The sequence below is a fragment of the Pseudochelatococcus sp. B33 genome, from assembly GCF_053570585.1.
Genome location: NZ_JBSEFH010000091.1, coordinates 1 through 544, shown reverse-complemented (window position 1 = coordinate 544; position 544 = coordinate 1). Strand labels below are relative to the sequence as shown.

The following is a 544-nucleotide window of genomic DNA, read 5'->3' as shown; positions in this document are numbered from 1 at the left end:
TTCCGGGCAGGGCATACGGTTTGTTACACTTCCGGTAATTCCGGAAACATGGCGGACATGTCCTCCCTTCAGAACATTCTCCATCAGCAGATGCCGCAAGCAGTGGCCTATAACGGAGTTTTCCATGACGACGATCGACAAGGTACTTTATACTGGCAGGACCCATACCACGGGCGGGCGCGACGGGTTCTCGCGCAGCGACGATGCGCAGCTGGAGGTCAGGCTGTCGTCTCCGATGCGGGCAGGAAGCGGGTCATCAATGCGGGCTGCTGGCGGTGCAAGCCATAGCGGGCGATGTTCTCGTAGCCGGAGCGCTTCAACAGCGAGATGTGGTCAGAGTCCCGCCAGGCGCTTTGTCGGTGATTGCGCGCGTTTTGAGCTCACGATATGGAACGCGGGGACAGGTCCGGATAGAGAATTTCGACATGTCGCTGAAACGTCGAAATTCTCTAATTTTTTGATTTAACGCGTTTTCTTCACGAAAGCCGGTATCCACTTTGCTCGAAAACGCTTTAACGCGCCGCTAGCGGTGGCTCCACCATGG

1 pseudogene is annotated in these 544 nt (G+C 56.2%); it reads left to right on the top strand.

The window, feature by feature from the left end:
* Window positions 1-124: 124 nt before the first annotated feature.
* Window positions 125-283, top strand: a pseudogene (locus ACUSIJ_RS29690) (peroxiredoxin); the annotation flags it as partial.
* Between the last annotated feature and the right edge of the window lie 261 nt (window positions 284-544).